Genomic DNA, 16616 nt, shown 5'->3' on the forward strand with positions numbered 1-16616 from the left:
ACCGGCTGAGATAATTCCACGCTCCGGCTAACTCCGTTTCAATTAGTTAGTCATGCAAATTCTGGACTTGTCGGCAGATGGAAGAATCCACTTTTTCGCTCGATCATTTCGAGCAGCTCGTCTACACGCGGCAGCATGTAAAAGCCGCGATCCAGTTCATTGCCGCGCTGGCGCTTCTGCAGCAGAAGCGCGGCGAGCTGGACGGCAGCTTTCGCGCCTCGGGCATGGCCGATCTGCCGCCTGCCGAGCAACGCAAGCGCTTCTGCACACGCCTCGCGAGCGCGGCTTCAACCCTGTTCGCGGACCCGGCATTCCAGTTGCCGCCCGAGTGTTTCAGATTGCTTCTGACACTGCACGAATGGGTTGGAGTGGTGTTTGCCTGCACGCCGTTCGGCAATGCGGACCACGTAAGCCGTCACCTTAATCCGCGCGGTCCGGACAACACGCAGTTTCTGCTTGGCGACAGCTTTATCGAAAAACTGTGCGTGCTTTATTCGACCGAGTCCGAACTGGAACTTAACTTCGCCGCGCTGTGGGCTTATGACAAATCGCTCGCCGCCTGTCTAGCACTCGTTTTGCTGGCGCCGGTATTCAAAGGCTCGGCGAGCGCGCACCTCAAACGCGAAGCGCTCATGGAATGGCTGCCCGGCAAACTGCAGCAGATCGACGACCTCGACGACCTGCCCACCGCGCTGCTGCATAACGCGTATATGTTCTGCAGCTACGCGGACACGCCGCGGCGGCACGAGATCAAGCGGGACATCAACGCGCTGGTCCGGCGCAAGCTGGACCAGTTGGGACTGACCGATATTCCCGCGCCACAACTGGCGCGCGCGAAAAGCCGCAAGCAACGCGGCAAAAAACCGCTCATGCTGGTCGTGCTCGAGTGGTTCAGCGGCGCCCATTCGATCTACCGCACGCACTCGCTCACGCTCGAAGCCGCGCGCGAGCATTTCGAAGTGGTGGCATTCGGCTTCGGCTACGCCGTGGACGATGTCGGGCGCGCGGCGTTCGACCGTTTCATCGAACTTGAAGAGCCGGAATATATCGGCGAGTGTCTTAAAACGATTCGCGATTTCGCCGAGGCGGAACAGCCCGACGTGCTTTATATGCCGAGCGTCGGCATGTTCGCGCTCACGGTGTTCATGTCCAACCTGCGCGTTGCGCCGCTGCAGATCGCCGGCCTCGGCCACCCGGCCACCACGCACTCCGACAAGATCGATTACGTCAGCGTGGAGGAAGACTACGTCGGCAACCCTGCCTGTTTCAGCGAGCGTCTGATGAAGCTGCCGAAAGACGGTCAACCGTACCGGCCATCGGTTGCGCTGCCGGACATCGTCGCCGAGATTCCGCCGTCACGCGAGACGCTGGAGATCGTCATCACGGCCAGCGCAATGAAGCTCAATCCCGGCTTTCTCGAAACGTGCCGTGAAATCGGCGAGCGCGCGGCGACGCCGGTCCAGTTTCATTTCATGAGCGGCGTGCCGTTCGGTTTACCGCTCGAACGCATGCGCGACGTGATCCGCCAGACGCTGCCGCGCGCCTTCGTGCATAGCTTTCACGAATACGCGGGCTACCTGTCGCGCGTCAATCGCTCCGATCTGTTCCTCAGCCCGTTTCCGTTCGGCAATACCAACGGTATTGTCGACGCGCTTACGCTGGGTTTGCCCGGCATCTGCAAGCGCGGGCCGGAAGTGTTCGAGCGGATCGACGGCGCGCTGTTCGAGCGCGTGGGCATGCCGTCGTGGACCACGGCAGAGAGCGGCGAGGATTACATCGCCGCCGCTGTGCGAATGATCGACGCCCACGGCGAGCGCACGGCCTTGCGGCAGCGTCTGATCGATACGCGGGCGGTGGAGCGTTGCTTTGAAGGGCGTCCGCAGGCGTTCGCGGAATGCGTGCTGGGGCGGATGCGGGCGAAGCAACGCAAGCGAGACGAGGCGATGGCTTGAGTTTCCGCGCCGCGCTCTGTGCTAGTCGGTCGCGTCGGTGGCCGGCGTCACCAAATTGGCCGGCGCGAGCCTGTTGAATGAGGTTGGCTTGAATTTCCGCGCGCGCCGCGCTATTCGGTCGCGTCGGTGGCCGGCGCCACCAGATTGGCCGGCGCGAGCCAGTTGAATACATTCAACGTCGGGCCGTTGAACGTGCACTCCGCGGCCGCCGGCGTGACGGTCTTCCGCGTCTTGGCAGATTTAAACCAGAACGCTTTGGTTGCCGATGCATCTGACGCGTTCGACGCGTTTGACGCGTTTGACGCGCTTAACGCGCCCGCCGCACCGACAGCCACCGCCGAGTCCGCAAGCGGCGCACTCGCCGCCGCGGACGCGGACGCCGGGGCCACCACATGTTCAATCGATCCTTCGACCACCACGCGCGAGCCGTGGATGCCTGTTGCGGCATGGGTGATCTTGAGCGTATCGGGCGACGTTTCCGCCAGCTTGCTTCGCATCAACTGTTCGCACGCGTCCGTGTTCTTGTAGACGGCCGTGCAGCCCGTCAGCAGCGCAGCAGCGGTCGTGACGCAGACGAGAGGGAGAATCCGAATCTTCATTGATGTTCCGTTTTTCAAGCCGTCGGCAATTGTAGCTTACGGCCTGCCTGACCGGCAGCGGCATTCGGCGCCCGCTGGGTACATCGATCCGGCGCTACAGCACCGCGCGTTCGCGGCTGATTCTTTTGATCATCGGCGTCTCTGTGGTCACGCAGAACGATACGCAGCGGATCGTGTCCGGACGCTGCCCGTGCCCGTATTCAGGCCACACGCGGCCCCATCGCCCGAAAGAGGCTCAATTAAACAGAACAGTTCGTGCAGGGATGCGCTGCTGTTCAGCGCGCGATGCGGCACGACCGTCGTCGGCGCGTCCGCTCAATTCGACGGCATTGGCGGTTGCACGTAGGTGCGCACACCGGCGAGCGGCGAACCGTAACCGCCGGAATTGGTGTGATTCGGCAAGCCGTTGACCAGTTGCGCGCGCGGGTCGGTTGGATTCAGGTTCATTTCGCCTGCTTGCTGGTTGCCGTGCGTCGGATATTCGCTGCCCCGCGCCGCGTTCGGCATCAAGCGCGTGCTGTTTTGCGGCGCGTTCATGTCGTCCTGCGGGCTCAAACCCTGCGCGCCCGCCTGTGCGGCAACCGCGCATGCAGCCGCGCACAGCAAAAACCGCCCTACCCGCAACATCGTCGATGTTCGTTTCATACCTGCCTCCGGCAAAATGAAGTGAAGGGGATCAAGTCGCGCGCGGCACACAACAGGCCCACACGCGACGGCCAACGCTGAACACACCCATTTATACGCGCCACGCCGCGCTTCGGATTCGGCGACCTTCAGGGCGCGGCGCGTCAGTAGGGGAAACCGGCGGGCACGGTCTTTTATTCCGGTTGCGGCGAGCGCCACGCAAAACCCGGCAAGCGCCTATCCTTATGCCGATTACCGATTTCCTTCCCGCGCGATCGCGCCCGATAATGGACATCATGAACCCACAACCCAATCTTCAGGCTCGCACGCTACGCGCCGCGCTTGCGGCGCTCACCGCAACGCTGCTGCTGGCGGCCTGCGCCGGCCCATCGGCCGCGACTTCCAGTTCGACTGCCGCATCCGCATCGGCCAGTCCGGCGCTGCTCGATGCCGCGATTTCCGGACCGCAACGCGGCGACAAGGCCCGCGCCCGCGACATCTACCGCCATCCGAAAGAAACGCTGCAATTCTTCGAACTCGCGCCGTCGCAAAGCGTGCTGGAGATCGAACCCGGCGGCGGCTGGTACACGGATATCCTCGCGCCGTATCTGCGTGACCACGGCAAGCTCTATGAGGCGCAGTACGACGGCCCGCAGAGTGCGCCATCGGCGGAGGCACAGGCCAATCGGGCCGCGTTTGCCCACAAGCTGGCGGCCACGCCCGCCGTCTACGGCCATGTCGTGGTCGGCACGCTGCACGCCGGCCAGTTCAGCGGTTTTCCGGCCGATGCCAGCGTCGACGAAGTCCTGACCTTCCGCAACATCCATAACTGGATCAAGGACGGCCAGATCGACGCCAACCTGCGCGCGTTCTACGCGGCGCTCAAGCCAGGCGGCGTGCTCGGTGTCGAGGAACATCGCGCGGCGCCGGGCACCTCGCTGCAGCAGACCATCGACACCGGCTACGTGACGGAAGACTACGTCATTGAACATGCGCGCGCGGCGGGCTTCGAACTGTCCGGCAAGAGCGAAGTGAACGCTAACCCGCGCGACACCAAAAATTACCCGAACGGCGTCTGGTCACTGCCGCCAACCTTCGAAGGCGGCGACGTCGACCGGGCGAAATATGCGGCGATCGGCGAATCGGACCGCATGACCTTGCGCTTCGTGAAACCCGCGCATTGACGCCCGCCCCTCTCGATCCACAAGGGGACGGCGCTTGACGCCGTCCCGATAATATGGTCCTATTGCGCACTATGTACCGCGCCCAGACCATCCTATCGCTACTACTAGCCCCCTCTACCGGGCTAGGTCTGCTGCTGCGCGCTTCCATCTGATACACCCGAAGCACCGCAAAATTCCCCAGTAACTGACCCAGCCCCGGTTTTCGACCGGCGCCTCGTCATGTCTTTTCGTCGTCCGGTCGACTCCCAGCTACCTGGTCTCACCCACGGATGATGAAAATGTTAAAGAACCCCGCTACCAAGTATCGCTCGTTCAAGCCCGTCACCTTGACGGATCGCCAGTGGCCGTCGCGCACCATCACGCACCCGCCGATCTGGATGAGCACCGACCTGCGCGACGGAAATCAGTCGCTGTTCGAGCCGATGGACGCGCAGCGCAAGATGCGCATGTTCAAGACGCTGGTGCAGATCGGCTTCAAGGAAATCGAAGTCGCGTTTCCGTCCGCTTCGCAGACCGACTTCAATTTCGTGCGTGAACTGATCGAAGGCGGCCACATCCCCGACGACGTCACCATCGAAGTCTTGACGCAAGCGCGCGACGACCTGATCGAGCGCACCTTCGAATCCTTGCGTGGCGTGCCGCGCGCCATCGTCCACCTGTACAACGCGACCGCGCCGGAATTCCGCAAGATCGTCTTCAATCTGGAAAAGAGCGGCGTGAAGGAGTTGGCGCAAAACGCAGCGCGCACGATGAAACGCATCGCCGCCACCATGCCGGAAACGCAGTTCACGTTCCAGTACAGCCCGGAAGTATTCAGCGGCACCGAAATCGAATTCGCCAAAGAAGTCTGCGACGCCGTGTTCGACGTCTGGCAACCGACGCCGGAACACAAAGCCATCGTCAATCTGCCGGCCACCGTCGAAATGTCCACGCCGAACATCTACGCGGACCAGATCGAGTGGATGCACCGCAACCTCGCGCGCCGCGATTCGCTGATCATCTCCGTGCATCCGCATAACGATCGCGGCACCGCCGTGGCGGCGGCAGAACTCGCCGTGATGGCCGGCGCGGATCGTATCGAAGGCTGTTTGTTCGGCAACGGCGAGCGCACCGGCAACGTGGACCTCGTCACGCTCGCGTTGAACCTGTACACGCAAGGCGTCGATCCGGGCCTCGACTTCTCGAACATCAACGAAGTCGCGCGTACCGCTGAAGAATGCACGCAACTGCCGATCCATCCGCGTCATCCGTATGTCGGCGATCTGGTGTTCACGGCCTTCTCGGGCTCGCATCAGGACGCGATCAAGAAGGGCTTCGCGGTGCAGAAACCGGACGCGGTCTGGGAAGTGCCCTACATGCCGATCGATCCGGCCGATCTCGGCCGCACCTACGACTCGGTGATTCGCGTGAACAGCCAGTCGGGCAAGGGCGGCATCGCGTATCTGCTCGAACAGGGCTACGGCGTCGTGTTGCCGCGCCGCTTGCAAGTGGACTTCAGCTCGGCCGTGCAGCGCTTCACCGACGACAGCGGCCAGGAAGTCACGTCCGCGCAGATCTGGGAATTGTTCCAGCAGGAATATGTGCAGAACACGGCGCCGATTCATTATGTGGGCCACAGCCTGTCCGAGCGCGAAGGACGCGAGCGCATCAAACTGACGGTCGACATCCACGGCACGCGGCGTGTGTTGACCGGCGAAGGCAATGGCCCGCTCGACGCGTTGATGCACGCGATCGGCGTACCGGTGCGGATTCAGCACTATGAAGAGCGTGCGTTGACGCAGGGCGCGGATGCCCGAGCGGTGGCCGTCGCTGAAATGGCCGGCGCCGATGTGACCGGCAGCGCGTTCGGCGTCGGCATCGACGCCAATCTGGTGACGGCGTCGATTCGCGCGGTGATCAGCGGGGTGAATCGCGCTTATGCTCGAGTCAATGCGCAGGCGCAGGAGAACTTCTTCGACGCTGCGATGAACGATGCCGCGGAGAGCGTGGGCGTTTAAGGGTCTCTGCAGTCAGTGACAGACTTGTAGCGGTTATGTGCGAAGGGGGCGTTCCGGCAACGCCCCCTTTTTTATCCAGCCGCATGGCCACATTGCCACGTGACTGCCATCAGGTCCGCATCATTGCGTCCACTCATCCGGCAGACTATGCGTCAGCGTCGAAACGAAACGCTCCGTTTCCGGTGCACGCGGCTGCATGAAGATCTCGCGCGACGGTCCAGCCTCCACCACCACGCCGTTATTCAGAAACACCACATCACGCGCGATCGTCGCGGCGAGCCGCAAGTCGTGCGTGGCCATCAGCATGGTCATACCTTCAACGGCGAGTTGCTTGAGCACCTCCACCACTTCCGCGGCGAGACCGGGGTCGAGCGCCGAGGTCGGCTCGTCGCACAACAGCACTTCCGGCGACGGCGCCAACGCCCGCGCAATCGCCACACGCTGTTGCTGGCCGCCGGACAGCGTCGAAGGCCACGCATCCGCTTTGTGCGCGATGCCGACCTTTTCCAGCAATTCGTCGGCGCGAGCCCGCGCCTTGTCCTTGTCCCACTTCTGCACGGTCAGCAGGCCTTCCATCACGTTCTGCCGCACCGTCAGATGCGGGAACAGCTGAAAATTCTGAAACACCATGCCGGTGCGGCGGCGAATCGTCAGCACCGCTTCGCGCGAAGGCCGGTGGTCGCGGCTGAACTCCAGCCGCTGATCGCCGAGTTCGAGCGAACCGGACTCGGGAATCTCGAGCAGATTCACGCAACGCAACAGCGTGCTCTTGCCGCTGCCCGACGGACCGATCAGCGCGGTGACATTACCCGAGGCGAGTTGCAGATCGACCGAGTTGAGCACTCGCAGGCCGCCGAAATACTTGTCGATTTTTTCCAGTCGGATCATCAGTTGCCTGCCTGGAAAAGTGCGTGGCGCCCGAACTTGCGCTCGAGCCTGACTTGCGCCGACGACAACACGGAACTGAACACCAGATAAACCAGCGCCGCTTCCGTGTACAGAATCAGCGGCTCGTAAGTCACCGACGCAATCCGCTGCGCGGCCTGAAACACCTCGGGCACGGTCAGCACCGCGGCGAGCGAGGTGTCCTTCACCAGCGCGATAAACGAATTGGACAACGGCGGCAACGCGACGCGCGCGGCTTGCGGCAGGATCGCGCGACGCAGGGCCTGCTCGCGCGTCATCCCCATCGAATAGGCCGCTTCCCACTGCCCTTTCGGGATCGACTCGATCACGCCGCGTATCACTTCGGAGTTATACGCGCCGACGTTCAGCGAAAAGCCGATGATCGCCGCCGTCAACGGATCGAGCACGATGCCCACGTTCGGCAAGCCGTAGAAGATCACGAACAGCTGCACGAGCAACGGCGAACCGCGAAACAGCCACACGTAAAAGCGCACGATCGCCACGGCCCACTTCGGCCCGAACAACCGGACCAGCGCGACGAGAAACGCCAACGCGAGCCCGATCGCGAACGAGATCAGCGTAAGCGGCACGGTGAAGACGAGCCCCGCATATAGCAGGGGCCACAGCGACTGCGCCATCAGATGCAACCATGCCGGCATGATTCAGACTCGCTGAAGGCGTTTACTGGGAGACGTCTTTGCCGAAATACTTCTGCGAGATTTTCAGGTAGCTGCCGTCTTTCTTCATGTCGGCGAGCGCCTTGTTGATCGCGGCCTGCAATTCGGGGTTGCCTTTGCGGATCAGCACTGCGGACTTGTCGCTGCTGTCTGCCGACGTATCGAGCGCGGCGATCTTCACTTTCGCATCCGGCTTGTGCTTCTTGAAGTCGAGAAACGACAGCGAGTCGTTGACGGTGGCATCGACGCGACCCGAGGTCAGCAGATCGATCGACTCATTGAAACCCTGCACCGGGATCACTTCCGCGCCGTGCGCCGCCGCGATCTTGCCGAAGTTGCTGGTCAGCGTATTGGCCGACTTCTTGCCCTTCAGGTCGTCGAAGTTCTTGATCGTGGTGTTGTTCGACGCCACGATCAGCGCCGCGTGCGACGTGATGTACGGGTCGGAGAAATCGTATTTGGCCTTGCGCGCATCGGTCACCGCCACTTCGTTGATCACCGCGTCGTAACGGTTCACATCGAGGCCGGCAATCAGACCGTCCCATTTACCTTCGACGAATTGCGGCTTGACGCCGAGACGCTTCGCGATCTCCGTACCGATCTCGACGTCGAAACCGGTCAGCTTGCCGGATTCGTCGTGGTACGTGAACGGCGCATAGGTGCCTTCAGTGCCGATCTTGAACACGCCGGCGGATTTGATCTGCGCGAGTTCGTCGGCGGCGAATGCGGAACTCACGGCCACGGCCTGGAACAACGCGATCAGCAGAATGGAACGAATCGATTTCATCAGGCGGCTCCGTCAAATGTGCCACGCGAGTGGCTGAGTCTTGTGTTGGACAGTCCCCGCCGGCGTTTGCGCCGGGCAGAGTGGGCGGACTGTAGCAAACGGCCTGCGTTTTTACAAAGGATCAGGTTTTCGATCGATATGCGCTTGCGTGCTAAGTGAACAGCCGTGGCCTCCACTATCACGTGGATTCCAACTCTACAGCAGATAGACAGACGCGGCATGCATCGCAACACGGAACCCATGCGGTGCGCCATCGGGGAAAACGCGAGAGGTCTCGCCGCGGCGAACGCGCGGCAGGAGAAAAACAGGCGGCGCCGCGTTTGAAAACGGCGCCGCCCGTCGGTTTGCGAAAGGCTTACCGCTCCACCGGATGCGGTTCCTTGCGCTTGTTGGCGACGCGGATCGCGTCGAAGTAGGCGCCGTTGGGCGGACGTTTCAGGTAACGGCCGGCGCCGCGCACCGCCCGCAACTCGCCGTCGGTCCAGGCGAGCGCGCCACGGGTCAGCGTGTGCATCGCCACGCCTTGCACGGTCATGCCTTCGAACACGTTGAAGTCGACCTTCTGATGATGCGTCTTCACCGAAATCGTTTTGCTCGCGTTCGGGTCCCACACCACGAGGTCGGCATCCGCGCCGACCCGCACCGCGCCCTTGCGCGGATACAGGTTGAAGATCTGCGCGGCATTGGTCGACGTAATGCGCACGAACTCGTTCGGCGTGAGACGCCCGGAGTTTACGCCGTGATGCCAGAGCACCGCCATGCGGTCTTCCACGCCGCCGCAGCCATTCGGGATTTTCGTGAAGTCGTCGCGTCCCATGGCTTTCTGCGACGCGCAGAACACGCAGTGATCGGTCGCCGTGGTGTGCAACTGGCCGGCTTGCAAACCACGCCACAATGCCTCGCGATGCTCGGCGGAACGGAACGGCGGGCTCATCACGTGGGCGGCCGCGCGGGTCCAGTCGGGATCGCGGTACACCGCTTCGTCGATCACCAGATGGCCCGGCAATACCTCGCCGAACACGCGCAGACCTTCGCTGCGGGCGCGGGCGATTGCATCGACGGCGTCTTTCGAGGATACGTGCACGATATACACCGGCACGCCCAGCACCTGCGCGATCCGGATCGCGCGATTGGCCGCCTCGCCTTCTACTTCGGGCGGCCGCGACAACGGATGCGCCTCCGGACCGGTAAAGCCTTTCGCCAGCAACTGCCGCTGCAATTGAAACACCAACTCGCCGTTTTCCGCATGCACGGTCGGCAGCGCGCCGAGTTCGAGCGAACGCGAGAAACTGTTCACCAGCACTTCGTCGTCGGCCATGATGGCGTTCTTGTAGGCCATGAAGTGCTTGAAGCTCGACACGCCGTGTTCGTGCACCAACGTGCCCATGTCGCGATAGACCGAGTCGTCCCACCACGTCACCGCGACGTGAAAGCCATAGTCCGACGACGCCTTCTCGGCCCAGCCGCGCCATTCCTTGAAGGCGTCCATCAGCGGCTGCTTCGGGCTCGGAATCACGAAATCGATGATGCTCGTGGTGCCGCCCGACAAACCCGCCGCCGTGCCCGTGTAGAAATCGTCGCTCGCCGTGGTGCCCATGAACGGCAGCTCCATATGCGTGTGCGGATCGATGCCGCCGGGCATCACGTACTGCCCGCCCGCATCGACGATCGTGGCGCCGGCGGGCGCCTCCAGGTCCGCTCCGATCTGCAGAATCGTGCCGCCGTCCTGCGGGTCCGCACACAATACGTCCGCGCGATAGGTGTTCTCCGCGTCGATAATCGTGCCGCCGCGAATCAGGGTCGTCATGTTGCCGCCTCCTTATGAACTGCTGGTTTCGGTGCTGCGTAATTCGTTGGTGCTCATATGGCTGGTTTATGCGCTCGCCACGCGCGCGCTCGGTCCTTTGCTGAGCTTCATCCACGCGCTGTATACGATCGACGCCAACGCGAGCCCGACGAACCACGCATACGTGTAGAGCGTATTGAAGATCGCCGGCACGTTCGGGAACGAGGCCGGAAACGCGGTATGCAAAAAGCCCGGCAGATTCGGCAGCACGCCGATCACGAGCGCGACCACCGCGCCGATATTCCAGCCACCCGTGTAGCTGTATTCGCCGTGTTCGTCGAACAGTTCTCGCGTGTCGAGACGCGTGCCGCGGATCAGGAAATAGTCGACCATCAGAATGCCCGCAACCGGACCGAGCAGCGCCGAGTAGCCGACCAGCCACGTGAAGATATAACCCTGCGTGGTGGCGAGAATCTTCCACGGCATCATCACGATCGCGATGGTCGCGGTGATCATGCCGCCGACACGATACGAAATGCCCTTGGGCCACAGGCTCGAAAAATCGTAAGCAGGCCCGACGAGATTTGCCGCGAGATTGCAGCACATGGTGTCGAGCGTCAGGATGATCAGCGCGACGCCCACGCCGATGCCGGTCATGCGGCTCGTCAGATCGATAGGATCCCAGATCGCCTTGCCGTAGATCACCACCGTCGCCGACGTGACGACCACCGAGATCACCGAGAGCAGCGCCATCGGCACTGGCAAGCCGACCGACTGGCCGATGATCTGATCGCGCTGCGTTCTGGCAAAGCGCGTGAAGTCGGGGATATTGAGCGCGAGCGTGGCCCAGAAGCCGACCATGGCGGTGAGGCCCGGCCAGAACGTGGCCCAGAACAAGCCTTCTTTCTTGCCGCCCGGCACGAATTGCGACGGCGCCGACAGCATCGAACCGAGACCGCCCGCTTTCGACGTCGCCCACCACACCAGCGCAATGCACATCACGATCTTGATCGGCGCGGACCAGCTTTCGAGCCAGCGGATCGAATCGGTGCCATGAACTATGAAGTAGATTTGCAGCGCCCAGAACACGAGGAAACACGCGAGCTGCGCGAGCGAGATGTCGAGAAACGGCAGAACCGCGCCATGCAGCGCGTTGCCGGTGAGAATGTTGAGCAGCGTATAGATCGCGCTGCCGCCGAGCCAAGTCTGAATCCCGTACCAGCCGCACGCGACAATGGCGCGCAGCATTGCCGGTAATTTGGCGCCCTGCGTGCCGAACGAGGAGCGCACCAGCACCGCGTACGGAATGCCGTGCTTCGCGCCCGCGTGGCCGATAAGCAGCATCGGCACCAGCACGATCAGGTTGCCGAGCAGCACGGTCGCGACTGCCTGCCACGGCGACATGCCCTCTTCCGTCAAGCCGGCGGCGAGCATGTACGACGCGATGTTCATCACCATGCCGACCCACAGCGCTGCGAAGTGATACCACTTCCACGTGCGCTGCGCGACGCCGGTCGGCGCAAGATCGTCGTTGTAAAGACTGCTGCCCTGCACGCCGGCCGCGAACTGCGGGTCGGCGGGTTGCGCTGTCTGCTTCATCTAGAGCTCTCCACTCGATCGTTGAGGCCCGCGCGGCTTCTGTCGGCGCGTCGGGCCTTTTGGGGAATGACAGGTTCAGTACTAGCGCTGCGTTTGTTTCAGGTTGCCTCAGTTTGCTTTAGTTTTCTTCAACCACGTCCTGTTTCAGGCGGCTTTTGCCGCGTGCGCGTGCGCGTGCTCGGCGGTTTCAGCCGTGTCCGCCGATGCGCTCACGCCTGCGTCCACGCGCGCCGGATTGTTCGGATGCGTGGTCCAGTTCGCGTATTCGCCGTTGTCGACGCGCTCCATCGAGATGCACTGCTCGACCGGACACACGTGCATGCACAGATTGCAGCCGACACATTCGGAGTCCATCACTTCAAAATGCCGGACGCCATCTTTTTCTTTCATGATGGCCTGGTGAGCCGTGTCTTCGCAGGCGATATGACACAGACCGCACTGGATGCACTTGTCCTGGTCGATGCGCGCCTTGATGTCGTATTTCAGGTTCAGGTACTTCCAGTCGGTAACGTTCTGGACGGCGCGGCCGCGAATATCGTCGAGTGTCGCGTAGCCTTTTTCGTCCATCCAGTTGGAGAGGCCGTCGGTCAAGTCGGAAACGATACGGAATCCGTAGTGCATCGCCGCGGTGCAGACCTGCACGCTGCCCGCGCCGAGCACCATGAATTCGGCCGCGTCGCGCCATGTCGTAATCCCGCCGATGCCGGAGATCGGCAGATTCGGCGTTTCCACATCGCGCGCGATTTCCGCGACCATATTCAGCGCGATCGGCTTCACGGCCGGGCCGCAATAGCCGCCGTGCGTGCCCTTGCCATCGACCATCGGCAACGGCGACATCGCGTCGAGATCGACGGCGACGATCGAGTTGATCGTGTTGATCAGCGACACGCCGTCCGCGCCGCCTTTATAGGCCGCGCGCGAACCCGTTCGAATGTCGCTGATGTTCGGCGTGAGTTTGACGAGGCACGGCAGCCTGGTGCCTTCCTTCACCCAGCGCGTGACCATCTCGACATACTCAGGCACCTGCCCGACGGCCGCGCCCATGCCGCGCTCGCTCATGCCGTGCGGGCAGCCGAAATTCAGTTCGACCGCATCCGCGCCGGTGTCTTCGACGAGCGGCAGAATCCACTTCCAGTCGCGTTCGTTGCACGGCACCATCAGCGAGACGATCATCGCGCGGTCCGGCCAGTCGCGTTTGACTTGCGTGATCTCCTTCAGGTTGACGTCGAGCGGGCGGTCCGTGATCAGCTCGATGTTGTTCAGGCCCGCCATGCGCTGGCCGTTCCATTGCACTGCGCCGTAGCGCGAGCTGACGTTCACCACGTGCGGGTCGAGGCCGAGCGTTTTCCACACCACGCCGCCCCAGCCTGCTTCGAAGGCGCGGTTCACGTTATAGGCTTTGTCGGTCGGCGGCGCGGAGGCGAGCCAGAAAGGATTCGGCGAAGTGATGCCGGCAATCGTACAGCGCAGATCGGCCATGTTCGGCTCCTTGGGGACTGCTGTTTTTTGTCTGGTATGACGCTTCGTCAGGCTTGGCTCGATTCGCTTCAGGCGGCTTTTACCGCTGTGCGAGCGAACTGAGCGTCGATCGCGGCAGCGGCGATCTTGCCGTCCTGCACCGCCTGCACCGTGAGGTCGATGCCGCCGGTGGCCGCGCAATCGCCGCCGGCCCACACGTTCGCGAGCGACGTCTGGCCATTCGCATCGACCGCGATGCGGCTGCCGTCCAACGTCAGCAACTCACGCTCGATGCCGACCGCCACCAGCGTTTGACCGATCGCCTTGAGCACCATGTCGGCCTCGACCACGAAGCGCTCCTCTCCACCATCCTTCGACGTGCGCGCGAATTCGACACCTGTCACCACGCCGCCGTCGCCGATCAGACGCATCGGCGCGGCATGCGTGACGAGCGTGACGCCGCTGGTCTGCGCGAAGTCGCGTTCGGCCCAGGTCGCGCTCATCGCTTCGACGCCGCGCCGGTACACCATCGTCACCGACGTCGCGCCGAGCTTGCGGCTTTGCACGGCAGCGTCCACCGCCGTATTGCCGCCGCCGATCACGACCACGCGGCGGCCCACCGGCACCGTGCCGAGATCGCTCGCGCTGCGTACCTGCTCGATGAAGTCCACCGCGTTCATCACGCCGCCGAGGTCTTCGCCGTCCATCGCGAGCGCCCGCACGCCGGTGAGGCCAATCGCGAGGAACACCGCGTCGTGCTGCTTGCGGAGCGTGTCGAGGTCGACGTCACGTCCGAGCGACACGCCGTGCTTGATCTCGATGCCGCCGACAGAACACAGCCACTCCACTTCACGCTGCGCAAAGTCGTCGACGGTTTTATAGGCGGCGATACCGTATTCGTTCAGGCCACCGGCTTTTTCGTGCGCGTCGTAAATCGTCACGTTGTGGCCGGCCAGCGCGAGCCGATGCGCACAGGCAAGGCCCGCCGGACCCGCGCCGACCACCGCGACGTGCCGTCCGCTTTCTGCCGCGCGTTTGAAGAGCACCTCGCCGCGCGCCATTGCCCAATCCGTGGCGTGACGTTGCAGCGCGCCGATCGCCACCGGCTTCGCGTCCTGATGGTTCCGCACGCAAGCGCCTTCGCACAGAATCTCCGTCGGGCAGACGCGCGAGCACATGCCGCCTAGCGGGTTGGCCGACAGAATATCCACGGCCGAGCCCTTCAGATTGCCGTTGCTGATCTTGCGGATGAAGCTGGGAATGTCGATCTGCGTCGGGCAAGCGTTCACGCACGGCGCGTCGTAACAGTAGTGGCAGCGGCTCGCCGCCGCGGCTGCGGCACTTGCGTCGAGCAGGGGCGCGATGTCGGAGAACTCGCACGAGAGCTGCTCGGGCGATAGCCGCTGAGCGGCAATATCGCCGGTTTGCTTGATGGCCATACTCGTTCCTTCTTCGATGTGAGGACGTAGCCGCTCCTGCCGGCCACGCTTCGAGCGGCGCCGGGACGGCATGTTTTATGGGCACGACGGTGAAGCGGGTCAAACGTGTCGATACGGACCGCAACCGCTAAAGCGTTATGAAACCGGCTCGCACGCACGCTCCAGCATGGCGTGCAGCAATACATTGGCGCCCGCCTCGATCCATTCGAAGGTGGCGTCCTCGATTTCGTTGTGACTGATCCCGTCCACGCACGGCACGAACACCATCGAAGTCGGCGCAACTTGCGACAGATAGCAGGCATCGTGTCCCGCACCGGACACCATGTTGCGATGCGGATAACCGAAGCGTTCCGCCGCGGCGCGCACGGACTTCACGCAGGCTTCGTCGAAGGCGACCGGCGCGTAATAAAAAATCTGCTCGAGTTCGGTTTCGAGGCCGATACCGTTCGCGATGTCGGCCACGCCCTTGCGCAAGGCGGCATCCATTTTCGCGAGCACGGCATCGTCCGGATGACGGAAATCGGCGGTGAAGAACACGCGGCCCGGAATCACGTTGCGCGAGTTCGGATAGACCTGCATCATGCCGACCGTCGCGCAGCCGAATGGCGCGTTGTCCAGACCGATACGATTGACCAGATCGACCACGCGCGCGGCGCCGAGCAACGCGTCGCGACGGCGCGGCATCGGCGTCGGACCCGCGTGCGCCTCCTGTCCCGTCAGCGTGATTTCGTACCAGCGCTGACCTTGCGCGTCGGTCACGACGCCAATGGTTTTCTGCTCGGCTTCGAGAATCGGGCCCTGTTCGATATGCAGTTCGAACGCCGCGTGCAGTGGCCGTCCGCCGCATGGAATATCGCCCGCATAGCCGATGCGTTCGAGTTCCTCGCCGATGGTCTTACCGTCCACGTCCTTGCGCGACAGACCGTAGTCGAGCGTGAACACGCCGGCGAACACGCCTGACGCCACCATCGCGGGCGCGAAACGCGAGCCTTCCTCATTGGTCCAGATCACCACTTCGACTGGGTGCTCGGTCTCGATGCCGTGATCGTTCAGACTCCGAATTACTTCGAGACCGCCGAGGACGCCGTAGATGCCGTCGAAGCGGCCGCCTGTCGGCTGCGAGTCGGCGTGCGAACCGGTCATGACCGGCAACGCAGCGGGATTGCGCCCGGCGCGGCGCATGAATACATTGCCCATCTGGTCCACACTGACCGTGCAGCCGGCTTCCTTCGCCCAACTGACGATCAGATCGCGTCCCTCCTTATCGAGGTCGGTGAGCGCGAGGCGGCAGACGCCGCCTTTAGGCGTTGCGCCGATCTTCGCCATGGTCATCAGGCTGTCCCACAGCCGCTTGCCGTCGACCTTGATCGACGTGGTGGGTTCAGCATGCTTCAGCGCTTCGGATACCGCATTCATTCGTCTCGCTCCTTTCGGTGAACCGACATGAAACTGGTGCATCGGCGGCGGGTTTTGGGGCGCGCCCGCACGGGGGCGGTGCAGATTCGAAGCCCTCGATGACCTCTCACACAGAGGGCAAACCCTGGGGCATCGGCCGCCCTTTCAATCCTGTCCAGTTGGACAGGTTGTAGCCGATTAAACTCGCCAAAT

Annotated in this window: 13 protein-coding genes; 3 read left to right on the top strand and 10 right to left on the bottom strand. The window is 62.9% G+C overall.

Annotated features, from left to right (window positions below; all coding sequences use genetic code 11):
* Positions 1-77: 77 nt before the first annotated feature.
* Complete coding sequence (locus BPHYT_RS13260; protein WP_012433665.1) at positions 78-1952, top strand: hypothetical protein; 1875 nt, start codon at positions 78-80, stop codon at positions 1950-1952.
* A gap of 110 nt (positions 1953-2062) precedes the next feature.
* Here BPHYT_RS13260 and BPHYT_RS13265 read toward each other — a convergent pair whose 3' ends face one another.
* Together BPHYT_RS13265 and BPHYT_RS13270 are read right to left on the bottom strand one after the other, a co-directional pair.
* A complete protein-coding gene (locus BPHYT_RS13265; RefSeq protein ID WP_012433666.1) occupies positions 2063-2551 on the bottom strand; it encodes a hypothetical protein in 489 nt (162 codons plus the stop codon).
* Positions 2552-2866: 315 nt separating this feature from the next.
* Positions 2867-3196: a hypothetical protein gene (locus tag BPHYT_RS13270; RefSeq protein ID WP_012433667.1), complete on the bottom strand. Its 330-nt coding sequence runs from the start codon at positions 3194-3196 to the stop codon at positions 2867-2869.
* Between the two features lie 266 nt (positions 3197-3462).
* On the opposite strand from BPHYT_RS13270, the gene BPHYT_RS13275 reads away from it, so the two are divergent.
* Together BPHYT_RS13275 and leuA are read left to right on the top strand one after the other, a co-directional pair.
* Positions 3463-4359: a class I SAM-dependent methyltransferase gene (locus BPHYT_RS13275; RefSeq protein WP_012433668.1), complete on the top strand. Its 897-nt coding sequence runs from the start codon at positions 3463-3465 to the stop codon at positions 4357-4359.
* Positions 4360-4637: 278 nt separating this feature from the next.
* On the top strand, positions 4638-6356 hold the full coding sequence (leuA, locus tag BPHYT_RS13280) for a 2-isopropylmalate synthase (protein WP_012433669.1): 1719 nt from the start codon (positions 4638-4640) through the stop codon (positions 6354-6356).
* 120 nt (positions 6357-6476) lie between these two features.
* On the opposite strand, the gene BPHYT_RS13285 is transcribed toward leuA, so the two are convergent.
* The 8 genes from BPHYT_RS13285 to BPHYT_RS13320 form a co-directional block, all read right to left on the bottom strand.
* Positions 6477-7244, bottom strand: a complete 768-nt coding sequence (locus BPHYT_RS13285; RefSeq protein ID WP_012433670.1) for an amino acid ABC transporter ATP-binding protein — start codon at positions 7242-7244, stop codon at positions 6477-6479.
* The gene (locus BPHYT_RS13290; RefSeq protein ID WP_012433671.1) at positions 7244-7921 is read right to left on the bottom strand and encodes an amino acid ABC transporter permease; all 678 of its coding nucleotides are present in this window, start codon (positions 7919-7921) and stop codon (positions 7244-7246) included. The genes BPHYT_RS13285 and BPHYT_RS13290 overlap by 1 nt, the downstream gene beginning before the upstream one ends.
* 22 nt (positions 7922-7943) lie before the next feature.
* Positions 7944-8726, bottom strand: a complete 783-nt coding sequence (locus BPHYT_RS13295) for an amino acid ABC transporter substrate-binding protein (RefSeq protein WP_012433672.1) — start codon at positions 8724-8726, stop codon at positions 7944-7946.
* 355 nt (positions 8727-9081) lie between these two features.
* Complete coding sequence (gene hydA / locus BPHYT_RS13300) at positions 9082-10533, bottom strand: dihydropyrimidinase (protein WP_012433673.1); 1452 nt, start codon at positions 10531-10533, stop codon at positions 9082-9084.
* A 66-nt stretch (positions 10534-10599) separates the two neighbouring features.
* Positions 10600-12111 (bottom strand): NCS1 family nucleobase:cation symporter-1, encoded by a 1512-nt coding sequence (locus tag BPHYT_RS13305; protein WP_012433674.1) that lies wholly within the window; start codon positions 12109-12111, stop codon positions 10600-10602.
* Between the two features lie 144 nt (positions 12112-12255).
* The gene (gene preA / locus BPHYT_RS13310) at positions 12256-13590 is read right to left on the bottom strand and encodes an NAD-dependent dihydropyrimidine dehydrogenase subunit PreA (RefSeq protein ID WP_012433675.1); all 1335 of its coding nucleotides are present in this window, start codon (positions 13588-13590) and stop codon (positions 12256-12258) included.
* A gap of 68 nt (positions 13591-13658) precedes the next feature.
* Positions 13659-15008, bottom strand: coding sequence for an NAD(P)-dependent oxidoreductase (locus BPHYT_RS13315; protein ID WP_012433676.1), 1350 nt, complete (start codon positions 15006-15008; stop codon positions 13659-13661).
* A gap of 135 nt (positions 15009-15143) precedes the next feature.
* Positions 15144-16424 (bottom strand): Zn-dependent hydrolase, encoded by a 1281-nt coding sequence (locus tag BPHYT_RS13320; protein WP_012433677.1) that lies wholly within the window; start codon positions 16422-16424, stop codon positions 15144-15146.
* Positions 16425-16616 lie beyond the last annotated feature (192 nt).

It is taken from the genome of Paraburkholderia phytofirmans PsJN (genome assembly GCF_000020125.1).
GTDB classification, from domain to species: domain Bacteria; phylum Pseudomonadota; class Gammaproteobacteria; order Burkholderiales; family Burkholderiaceae; genus Paraburkholderia; species Paraburkholderia phytofirmans.

Bases quoted from the DNA above. Each gene is read 5' to 3' on its own strand.
- BPHYT_RS13260 (WP_012433665.1), top strand. From the start codon at position 78: ATGGAAGAATCCACTTTTTCGCTCGATCATTTCGAGCAGCTCGTCTAC.
- leuA (WP_012433669.1), top strand. From the start codon at position 4,638: ATGTTAAAGAACCCCGCTACCAAGTATCGCTCGTTCAAGCCCGTCACC.
- preA (WP_012433675.1), bottom strand. From the start codon at position 13,590: ATGGCCGATCTGCGCTGTACGATTGCCGGCATCACTTCGCCGAATCCT.
- BPHYT_RS13265 (WP_012433666.1), bottom strand. From the start codon at position 2,551: ATGAAGATTCGGATTCTCCCTCTCGTCTGCGTCACGACCGCTGCTGCG.
- BPHYT_RS13270 (WP_012433667.1), bottom strand. From the start codon at position 3,196: ATGAAACGAACATCGACGATGTTGCGGGTAGGGCGGTTTTTGCTGTGC.
- BPHYT_RS13285 (WP_012433670.1), bottom strand. From the start codon at position 7,244: ATGATCCGACTGGAAAAAATCGACAAGTATTTCGGCGGCCTGCGAGTG.
- hydA (WP_012433673.1), bottom strand. From the start codon at position 10,533: ATGACGACCCTGATTCGCGGCGGCACGATTATCGACGCGGAGAACACC.
- BPHYT_RS13290 (WP_012433671.1), bottom strand. From the start codon at position 7,921: ATGCCGGCATGGTTGCATCTGATGGCGCAGTCGCTGTGGCCCCTGCTA.
- BPHYT_RS13275 (WP_012433668.1), top strand. From the start codon at position 3,463: ATGGACATCATGAACCCACAACCCAATCTTCAGGCTCGCACGCTACGC.
- BPHYT_RS13305 (WP_012433674.1), bottom strand. From the start codon at position 12,111: ATGAAGCAGACAGCGCAACCCGCCGACCCGCAGTTCGCGGCCGGCGTG.
- BPHYT_RS13295 (WP_012433672.1), bottom strand. From the start codon at position 8,726: ATGAAATCGATTCGTTCCATTCTGCTGATCGCGTTGTTCCAGGCCGTG.
- BPHYT_RS13320 (WP_012433677.1), bottom strand. From the start codon at position 16,424: ATGAATGCGGTATCCGAAGCGCTGAAGCATGCTGAACCCACCACGTCG.
- BPHYT_RS13315 (WP_012433676.1), bottom strand. From the start codon at position 15,008: ATGGCCATCAAGCAAACCGGCGATATTGCCGCTCAGCGGCTATCGCCC.